Annotated in this window: 10 protein-coding genes and 2 riboswitches; of the genes, 3 read left to right on the top strand and 7 right to left on the bottom strand. The window is 40.2% G+C overall.

What is annotated here, in order from left to right; genetic code table 11:
* The first annotated feature begins 252 nt into the window (after positions 1-252).
* Positions 253-798, top strand: a complete 546-nt coding sequence (gene rbr, locus QZ334_RS05100; protein ID WP_060923843.1) for a rubrerythrin — start codon at positions 253-255, stop codon at positions 796-798.
* A 256-nt stretch (positions 799-1,054) separates the two neighbouring features.
* Here the strand turns inward: rbr and thiM are convergent, their stop codons facing one another.
* From thiM to thiW, 3 genes are read right to left on the bottom strand one after another with little or no spacing between them, the layout of a single operon-like run.
* The gene (gene thiM, locus QZ334_RS05095; protein WP_295232457.1) at positions 1,055-2,572 is read right to left on the bottom strand and encodes a hydroxyethylthiazole kinase; all 1,518 of its coding nucleotides are present in this window, start codon (positions 2,570-2,572) and stop codon (positions 1,055-1,057) included.
* 4 nt (positions 2,573-2,576) lie between these two features.
* The gene (gene thiD, locus QZ334_RS05090) at positions 2,577-3,419 is read right to left on the bottom strand and encodes a bifunctional hydroxymethylpyrimidine kinase/phosphomethylpyrimidine kinase (protein WP_287536538.1); all 843 of its coding nucleotides are present in this window, start codon (positions 3,417-3,419) and stop codon (positions 2,577-2,579) included.
* Positions 3,419-3,898, bottom strand: a complete 480-nt coding sequence (thiW, locus tag QZ334_RS05085) for an energy coupling factor transporter S component ThiW (RefSeq protein WP_287536539.1) — start codon at positions 3,896-3,898, stop codon at positions 3,419-3,421. Before thiW ends, thiD begins: the two co-directional genes overlap by 1 nt.
* A gap of 63 nt (positions 3,899-3,961) precedes the next feature.
* Positions 3,962-4,056, bottom strand: a riboswitch (TPP riboswitch).
* A gap of 81 nt (positions 4,057-4,137) precedes the next feature.
* Positions 4,138-4,243, top strand: a riboswitch (TPP riboswitch).
* Between the two features lie 55 nt (positions 4,244-4,298).
* Between thiW and cytX the strand changes: the two genes are divergently transcribed.
* Positions 4,299-5,492 (top strand): putative hydroxymethylpyrimidine transporter CytX, encoded by a 1,194-nt coding sequence (gene cytX / locus QZ334_RS05080; RefSeq protein WP_295232453.1) that lies wholly within the window; start codon positions 4,299-4,301, stop codon positions 5,490-5,492.
* Positions 5,493-5,754: 262 nt separating this feature from the next.
* Here the strand turns inward: cytX and QZ334_RS05075 are convergent, their stop codons facing one another.
* The 3 genes from QZ334_RS05075 to modA all read right to left on the bottom strand — a co-directional run bounded on the left by QZ334_RS05075 (position 5,755) and on the right by modA (position 7,966).
* Positions 5,755-6,384 carry an ATP-binding cassette domain-containing protein gene (locus QZ334_RS05075; protein ID WP_287499166.1) on the bottom strand — a complete coding sequence of 210 codons (630 nt, stop codon included), beginning with the start codon at positions 6,382-6,384 and terminating at the stop codon, positions 5,755-5,757.
* 8 nt (positions 6,385-6,392) lie between these two features.
* Positions 6,393-7,061 carry a molybdate ABC transporter permease subunit gene (modB, locus tag QZ334_RS05070; protein WP_129823922.1) on the bottom strand — a complete coding sequence of 223 codons (669 nt, stop codon included), beginning with the start codon at positions 7,059-7,061 and terminating at the stop codon, positions 6,393-6,395.
* Positions 7,062-7,177: 116 nt separating this feature from the next.
* Entirely contained in the window at positions 7,178-7,966 is a 789-nt protein-coding gene (gene modA, locus QZ334_RS05065; RefSeq protein ID WP_155086882.1) for a molybdate ABC transporter substrate-binding protein, read from the bottom strand.
* Positions 7,967-8,259: 293 nt separating this feature from the next.
* Between modA and QZ334_RS05060 the strand changes: the two genes are divergently transcribed.
* Positions 8,260-9,249, top strand: coding sequence for an AEC family transporter (locus QZ334_RS05060; RefSeq protein WP_024066290.1), 990 nt, complete (start codon positions 8,260-8,262; stop codon positions 9,247-9,249).
* Between the two features lie 74 nt (positions 9,250-9,323).
* Here QZ334_RS05060 and QZ334_RS05055 read toward each other — a convergent pair whose 3' ends face one another.
* Positions 9,324-9,614, bottom strand: a complete 291-nt coding sequence (locus QZ334_RS05055) for an ArsR/SmtB family transcription factor (RefSeq protein ID WP_129823924.1) — start codon at positions 9,612-9,614, stop codon at positions 9,324-9,326.
* Positions 9,615-9,797: the final 183 nt, after the last annotated feature.

Below are 9,797 nucleotides of genomic sequence, written 5' to 3'. Positions count from 1 at the left end.
GTATACGGATATCCCATTGTATATAAAACTGTTAAGACGGCAAGTGCCGAAAAAACAAAAATCGGTAAGTACTATTTTAAGAGTTAGGCAAGTGTCTATTTAATCTAAGAATAAGTTTTCTTACTAAGGCGAAGTCGCACACGAAAATTGTAGAATAAGTATTCTATTATTTGAATTCACAACCAAGTGGTTATGAATATATAAGTTAAGTAACAAATTTGAAAATTATCGTAAGTACAAAGGAGTATTAAAATGGCAGAATTAAAAGGTTCTAACACTGAAAAAAATCTTCAAGCAGCATTCGCTGGCGAATCCCAAGCATTCCAAAAATATACTTTCTACGCAGCAGCAGCTCGTAAAGCTGGCATGAACGAAATCGCTGATTATTTCGAAGAAACAGCTCACAACGAATCCGCACATGCTAAATTGTGGTTCAAAGCTCTTCATGGTGGCGACGTATCTTCCGATATCGAAGCTAACCTTCGTGATGCAGCAGCTGGTGAAAACTACGAACACACTACAATGTACAAAGATTTCGCTGACGAAGCTGAAAAAGAAGGCTTTGCAAAAATCGCTTACCAAATGCGCGAAGTTGGTAAAATCGAAGCTCGTCATGAAGCTCGTTACCTTGCATTAGCAGCTCGAGTATCTGGTAACAAAGTATTCACTAACGACGAACCAGTAGCTTGGATCTGCGCTAACTGTGGCTATGTACACATTGGTGAAGAAGCTCCTAAAGTTTGCCCAGTATGTGCTCACCCACAAGCTTTCTTCCAACGTTTGGTTGAATCCTTCTAATCTGTAAGTACGACACTAACTAAACTAACAACCTGTAAGTACAGATTTAAATTAAACACACCTGTAAGTACAATATAATCTTACAGTAAGTACTAACAACTTCCTTAACAAAAAGACGATGACTTAGGTCATCGTCTTTTTTTGTGTTCTATTCGCTATTAAGGTTATATTTTGGTTGTGTTTTATTTGATTATATTCCCTGTTTATATTGCTAATAGAGCGTAATAATCCATAAATTATCTTATAGTAATAGCAACTATTTAGTACTATCCACTAAATGCTTAAACTGTTGTACCGCCTCATAAGGGTTATCTGCATGAGCAATAGCAGATATGATGGCAACACCACAGGCTCCTGCTTCTAGTATAGGCTTCGCATTGTCTAAAGTTATTCCCCCAATACCAACACATGGTAAGGTCAAGCCTTCTGCTTGTAGTTCAGCGACACGCTCCGGTCCACATGGCTCTTGTGCATCAGGCTTACTACTTGTAGCATACATTGGTCCTACACCTACACAGTCAGCATAGATTATATCAGTCTTATGAAGTTCCTCTACGGAGTGAATGGAGATGCCAACCACCTTATGGCCTACAAGATTATGCACCTCTTCTAGACGCATATCTTCTTGACCTACATGTACACCATCAGCATTAACAGCCATCGCTAAGTCTACATCATCATTGATAACATAGAGTACATTATACTTTGCACAGATTTGTTTTAATTGTTGGGCTAACTCTAGTTTCTGTTGCCCCACTAAGGTACCTGCGCCCTTTTCTCTAAATTGAAAACAAGTCACACCACCTCGACAAGCGTCCTCTACGATAGAGAGCAAACGATGTTCATTCAGTTCCACATCTTGCGTACCACTGATGAAATATACTTCTAATTGATCCGGCACAACTACAGGGCGTATATGATTTTCAGACATAAGCACCGCATCATCAAGTGTATATAATCTATCCATAAAGGCTACACTAAAGCTACCAGGTTTTACGCCACTTACCTGTACTGCACTTTCACCGGCTAAACCATAGTAAGCCAATGCATAGGCGAGAAACTCACCGATAGATAGTCTGTTTTTATATGGATAATAAGCGCTAAAGAAAGCCGCCAAAACAGCTCCTAATAGACAGCCCGTGCCCGTTACAGCCGTCATAATAGGGTGTCCGTGTGGCACTGCAAATACCCGAGTTCCATCGGAAACATAATCCTCTTCACCAGTAGCTACAACAGGGCAGTTGATAAGGCGCGCTAGACGATATGCGATAATAGCACTATCCTCGACCTGTCCTCCATCTACACCTTTACCGGTAGTGGATGTATTTGCCTGATTATTAGGACTTAAAGCATCGTAGATAGCTTTAATTTCACTTTGATTACCTCGTACTAATGAGATATCACCAGTCTTAATCAAATCTAACACCACAGATAAACGATAAGCCCCCGCATGACACCCCACTGGATCTAAAACGATAGGAACCTCATGTTTCTTCGCCAGTGCTATGGCATCTTTGTAGTAACTAACCTTGTCTGGTGTAAGAGTACCAATATTGATGAGTAGTGCCGATGCATGGACGATGAGGTCTTTCAAATCTTCACTGCACTCACTCATCACCGGTGATGCGCCAATGGCGAGCAAACCATTAGCCGTAAAGGTCCGCACCACATCATTGGTAATACAAATAACGAGAGGGTTTCTCTGGCGCAAGATTTCTAATATATTGAGTTCAGGCCAAATTTGGCCATTCATATATGGATTTTCATAGGTCATATCACTATCTCCTCTCGTCATTTTTCAAGAGCTCATCCATCGTTTCAGGTCCATTAGATAACAGGCCATAAGCCATATGATTAACGGGACCACAGCCATTTCCCAGCCCAGGATTATGCTTAATGGCAAGTGCAATATAGTCCTTGGCAATACCAATGGCATCCATTACGTCACGGCCCTTTGCAAGCTCCGCCGTAATCACTGCAGAGAAGGTACAGCCCGTTCCATGAGTATGTACCGTATCATATTTAGGGCTTGTCCAAGTACGGACGCTACCATCTTTAGTGAAAGCATAATCCGTTGCATCTTCGCCGATGTGACCGCCTTTAATGATAACTACTTGAGGCCCTAAGTCCTGTAAAATTCGATTGGCCGCCGTTGTTATGTCACTTTCACAATTAATAGACATGTCCGCTAAGACCTCAGCCTCGCTGCGGTTAGGTGTAATCACTGTAGCCGTCGGAATAAGTTTAGATTTTAAGAAATTTACCGCTTCATCTGATACGAGTCGGTCACCGCTAGTGGCAATCATAACGGGATCCATTACATAAGGAATTTGTTTACTCACATAAGGATAGATGAGATCCATCATCTCCGGCAAGGCAATCATGCCCGTCTTAACGGCTTGAGGTTCAATGTCAGAATATACATCGTGTAATTGTCGGTCAATACTCTCTAGCGACAGATGTTCTACATGATGTACGCCCGTCGTATTTTGGGCTACCACAGAGGTAACAACAGCCATGCCGTATACGTGACGACTTTGGAAGGATTTCAAATCGGCCATAATACCGGCGCCACCGCTAGGATCAGTACCAGCAATTGTCAATGCAGTATGTAGTTTCATTATGCCTCCTTATGTAATAGATGACGACGAGATAAGATTTGTAATACTATGAAACCAATGCAAGCACCTGTTATAGAGCTCATGGCGAAGGATGTAATCAAGGTCAACAATGCCAAAGGTTTACCTAACAAGAAATTGGCTATAGGATAACTCACAAGAGCACCGATAAGGCCGGTACCAATGATTTCGCCTAGCGCCGCCGCCCAGATGGCGTTATATTTTTTATACAAATACGCAGATAACCAAGCGCCAATCATGCTGCCTGGAAAGGCTAAAGGAGAACCTAGTGCCAATACATTGCGTAAACAAGATGTACTAAAGGCAGCACCTACGGAAAATCTTGCCCCCACCACAACGGCTAAGATAACATTAATCATATGTTGAAATGGAAAAATACGAGCCGGCCCAACAGGAATAGATGTTGTAGATAACACTACGCCTAAGGCCACACATATGCTAGCAATAATTAGTTTTTTCATAATACCTCCAAACATATAAAAACAAGACCACTTCAAATGGAATGGTCTCGTAATAGTTTAGTATTATGTTTCACTCCACTTCCCTACGCCAGTATTATCTGGATCAGGTCTAGGGTTTTGAATGGTCAATCTCAGCAAAAGCACCCCTAGTGGCAATATATTTTTATACTCTAGTTATAACATTATTATACAATCTATGCAACAAAAGAATTGACGGTTTCCTATTATCCGCATATAATGAAGCCATAACGGGGTGCTCACAAGAGTGGGCTGAGAGTAAGCTATCGCTTTAACCCATAACCTGATTTGGATAATGCCAACGTAGGGAACATAGAGGATTAATAGCCGAGTTCCTTTTTGGGACTCGGCTTTTTCTATGACTTCCAGGCAAGGAGGACGTATGAAAGATACATACATTACACAACCACAGTTCGCCATGATATGGTTTGGCGCCGCTCTATCTATAGCGGAAATTATGACAGGAACTTATTTGGCACCCTTAGGGCTCACCCAAGGTCTATATGCCATCATACTAGGGCATATCATCGGCGGTATATTGCTCTTTGGAGCGGGCCTCATCGGTGGACGTTTACGGCAAGGCAGTATGAATACTACCGCTTTCAGCTTTGGACCACTAGGAGCTAAAGGCTTTGCCTTTTTAAATATGCTTCAACTTATCGGCTGGACTAGCATCATGATCTACGATGCTATGCTAGCCTTACAAGAGCTAGCACCTCTATCCCCTATGATTTGGACGATAGCTATTGGAGCACTTGTCATCCTATGGCTTTTCATCGGCCTCCACAATACGGGCTATATTCAAGCCATCGTATCTGTTCTATTGCTAGGACTCACCCTCTACATGGGCGCTCACATGATATCGCAGTGGCCTAGTGAGGCTAGCCTTCTAACTAGCGGAAATATGAGTTTCATCGCTGCCCTTGAATTATCTATTGCCATGCCACTATCTTGGCTACCTCTCATCAGTGATTATACCCGAGAAAGTAAAAAACCTTTCTCCGCATCACTTACAAGTGCTACAGTCTACACTGTAACAAGTATCGTTATGTACACCTTAGGTCTTAGTGCCGCAATCTTTGGCGGTGGCGACTCCATCATTACTATCATGATGAATGCAGGACTTGGCATTGCGGGCCTCATCGTTATCATCTTCTCTACCGTTACTACAACCTTTATGGACGCTTACTCTGCAGGCGTATCTAGTACAACTATCTATAATGGTGCCTCTAGTAAAGGTATCGCCGTCATCGTTACTATTGTGGGCACTATTGCAGCTATTCTCTATCCAATGGATGATATTACAGACTTCCTATACCTCATCGGCTCTGTATTTGCGCCGATGATTGCCATCTTATTGGCGGACTACTTTATCAATCGCCAACAAGTACAAACACTTTCAGCCTATCTCGTACGAGGACTAATCTGGGCGGTATCCGTTGGTTTATACCACTATATGTTACATAGTGAAAGCACAATAGGTTCTACATTACCAGCCTTTACAATGGCATTTGTCGTTACAACTATCGTTGGATTTATAAGTAAAACAGCGCACATATCAACAGAAATTAAGTAGCATTAGCAAGTAACATCTATTATAAACGTACTAATTCAATACTAAAGATTAAAGATAATAGTAAGTACACTGCTATCATTGCTATCAACTATCTAAAAAGAAAACACCTTCACAATCCACTAGTTACTGAACTATACATCTCAAAATTGTGTCCAATTTTTGGCATGTAGTTCATAGGATTATGAAGGTGTTTTATGTATCTCTATTTAATTTTAAAGTATTTTATCACTGTATCAAAACCATATGGTTTAAATGTTTATCATCATTCAGCAATCGTAATAAGCCCGTTTTCACAGGTCCAGTGTCTATCTCCTACGCTTTCTGCTTCGCTTTCATCATGGGTAACCCATACGCAAGGTACATCCCATTCACGGATGATAGATACGAGATCCTCTCGAACCTGTTTACGCAAATTCCAATCTAATGCAGATAATGGCTCATCGAGGAGCAAAATAGTCGGTTTAGAGTAGAGCGCACGACCTAATGCAACCCGTTGTTGCTCACCACCAGATAAGCTACCCGCCTTAGTATGGCGGTATTTTTCTAAACCTAAACGTTGTAATAGCGTATCGCACATCTCAGGTGTACCGCGCTTACTGTAGGTAATATTATTTTCTACGGACAAGTGAGGAAATACGATATTACCTTGTGGCATATAGCCTACTTGACGGTCTTGAGCAGGTACCCAGATTTTTTTATCCCGATCAACCCACGTTGTTTCATCACATTGAATACTGCCAGTTGTGGGTTTTACGAGGCCTGCAATACATTTGATGAACGTACTTTTACCACTACCGGACTGTCCAGTAAGCACAGTAATGCCAGACGGCAGCGCACCATCGGCTTTCACAGTCACAGAAGGTCTAGCTACAGTAAAGGAAAATGTAATCATAGAGCCTCCTAATTATTATCTGTATGGCGGAACAAGGAACCTTTTGTAATAAGGTGAATCCCGCTCAGTAACGCCAATGTAAGAACACAAATATAAATAACTAGCTCAAAGGCATCCATATACTGCCCTGCCTCTACATAGGAGTAGATAGCTAATGGCATAGTACGTGTTACCTTTGGAATATTACCAGCAATCAAGATGGTAGCACCAAATTCGCCCATGGCACGGCAGAACGCTAAAATACTACCTGTTAAAATACCTTTCCATGCGAGCGGTACAGATATGGTAAAGAAAATACGTAGCTCTGAAGCACCTAATGTTCGAGCTACATCCTCCATATTATGATCTACGGACTGCAATGCAGAACGTACCGTTTGATAAAACAGTGGAAATGCAATAACAGAAGAGGCTATGACGGCACCAGAAGCGGCAAAGACGACGCTCATGCCATGAGCTTCAAGCCAAGCCCCAAAGGCATAGCCCGGTGTAAATACCATAAGCAGCGCAAAACCAACGACTACAGGAGGTAGTACTAGAGGCAATGTAATAAGGGCATCAAGAATAGCAATGCCGCCCCATTTACAGCGATTCATCCAGTAGCAAACGGCTAAGCCACTTAGGATAACAATAACGAGAGCAATGCTCGCCACCCATAATGATAACCAAAATGGACTCATGCTATACCCCCTTTCTATTTAATAATGCTGAAATCATATATTTCCAGTTAGGACTAACAATAATATATATATTGTATCATAAGAAAACGCTAGCCATGAGAGCTAGCGTTTTACCCTTATTTAGAAGTGGAGAAACCGTATTTCTCTAATACTTTTTGACCCTCTGGGCTCATTACATATTGGTAGAAATCTTTTGCCAATGCATTGTCATATTTTTTAATGATACCGATTGGATAGATAACTGGATCATGAGAGTCTGCAGGTGTTACTGCGGAAATTTGAACGGCATCACCTGCTGCAATGGCATCCGTTTTGTAAATGAAGCCAGCATCACCAGCACCTTGGCTAACGGAAGCTGTTACGGCTTTTACATCTTTTGCATATACTACATTAGGCTCTACTTGTTCCCAAACGCCTAATTTTGTTAATACTTGTTTACCATAGTTACCAGCTGGCACTGTTTCAGGGTTACCTAATACAATGCGTTTCACAGTAGCAATTTGATCTAACTCAACTTTAGGTTGACCTTTTGGAACTACGAGAACGAGTTCATTTGTAGCGAATGGTTTTACATCACTTACAAGGTCTTTTTCTTGTAACATTTTCATATTTTTTTCGTCAGCAGAGATGAATAAGCTAGCTGGTGCACCTTGTTCAATTTGTTGACGCAATGTGCCAGAACCAGCAAAGTTAATAGCAATTTGATCATCTGCTAAATTATGGCTTTTTTTGTAAGTATCAGCCAGTTCTGTAAGAGCCCCTTTAAGACTGGCAGCAGCTTGTACAGTAATCTTTTCAGATGTACTTGGTTTACCTGTTTCTGCCGGTTTGCTTGCATCGTTACCACAGCCCACTAGAAAAGCAAGCATGAAAACGCTCATTAATACTAATAGAATTCGTTTCATAATTCCTCCTGTGCATCCCTTTGGATTCCACACTGTGAAAGCTATGATTACTAACCGCAGAGACACCATCAAAGAACAAACTAAATATACAATATATTCACATTATACTATACATTTGTTAATTAATATGTATGTAAAAACTCACATTTTTCATATATATTTCTCATGAATATGATAAGTAATCATAATGAATCAATTTTTAAGCCCCAAAACAATACATCCTATGGTATGATAATACTATAAATACTATATAATAATACTCTACTAATTAATGAGAAACTCCAGGTGAGACAATGAATATATTTGAATTAATTGGTCATATATTTATGAATTCTATGATCCCAATCTTCATACTCATCGGCGTAGGATTTATACTAGATAGGAAATTCAAACTTGACCTCTATACATTGAGTAAATTGAATTTCTATATACTACTACCAACCTTTGTATTCAGAGCCATGTATGAAGCAAAATTTACATCTAGCACACTAGAAATTGTATTTTGTGCACTAGTTGTACTCATCCTAAACTCTATACTTTCTGGTGTAGTCGGTAAAATACAAGGTTATGATGTAGCAAAAATTGCAACATTAAAGAACTGCGTCATGTTTAATAACGTTGGAAATATGGGTATTGCTCTTGCTATCTTCGTATTTACGAATGTGCCTTATATCATTGATGGAGCAACCCCCTATGCTGACTTAGGCCTCGTTAGCGTTGTATCTATCATGATTATACAAACCATTACAAGTAATACCTATGGTTTCTACCAGGCTGGCGCTGGACGATTGAGCACACGAGATGCCTTAAACGTAGTCTTCCATATGCCAATGGTATACGCTATCCCTCTAGCATTACTTTGTCAACTATTGCCTTTTGATTTACACGGTCTCTTCTTCTTTGCACCTCTCAAGATTTTTGCTAATGCCTTTGTTGGTGTTGCGATGATCGCTTTAGGGGTACAAATTAATAGAACACCATTAAACTTCTTTAAGGCCGATGTTATGCTCGCTACATCCTTACGGCTCATCGTAAGCCCTCTTATCGCAGCAGTTATTACGATACTCTTTATTATGTTCTACGGCCCAATGCATCCAATAGCAGCACAGACTATAGTCATTACCTACAGTGTCCCAACAGCTATTAATATGGCACTCATTGCTATTGAAATGAAGAATAATCCCGAATATGCTACGCAAATCGTTATGGGCACCACAATTCTATCGGCAGTAACTATGCCTCTATTTATTACAATCGCCTATTACCTTTTCCCATTATATTGATACTAGTATACCTATACAAAAAGGAGCCCTTTTAAAGGGCTCCTTTTGTACACTTTAAACAATTATCGTGTTACTTACTGATGAGATACGTGTTCCATACCCATTCTTACGAGACCTTCTACATGATCATCGTTTAGAGAGTAGTATGCAGTTTTTCCTTCCTTGCGATAGGTTACAAGGCGTGCTTGACGTAATACACGTAGTTGGTGTGAAATAGCGGATTGACCCATTCCCATTGTTTCTGCAATATGATTAACACACATTTCATTTTCTAATAATAATTCTACTATTTTAAGGCGCGTAGGATCTCCCAAGATTTTAAACAGTTCTGCTAGCTTTAGCAATGCTTCTTGTTTGCCGCTCATATAATCCCCCATATCTTAAATCACTATTCATGTTTATGTATCATTCTTATATTACTTATGTTCTTACTCATTTGTAACCCCATGGGGCATACATATAAATATTATATCATTTTTATTATATTAAAAAAGAGACTTTGTTTAAACAAAGTCTCTTTTTATATCATATCTATACAGGATATGAAT

The sequence above is a fragment of the Veillonella sp. genome (genome assembly GCF_019414865.1).
Taxonomy (GTDB): domain Bacteria; phylum Bacillota; class Negativicutes; order Veillonellales; family Veillonellaceae; genus Veillonella.
The sequence above is the reverse complement of the archived record's forward strand: the minus strand, read 5'-3'. Positions and strand labels throughout refer to the sequence as shown.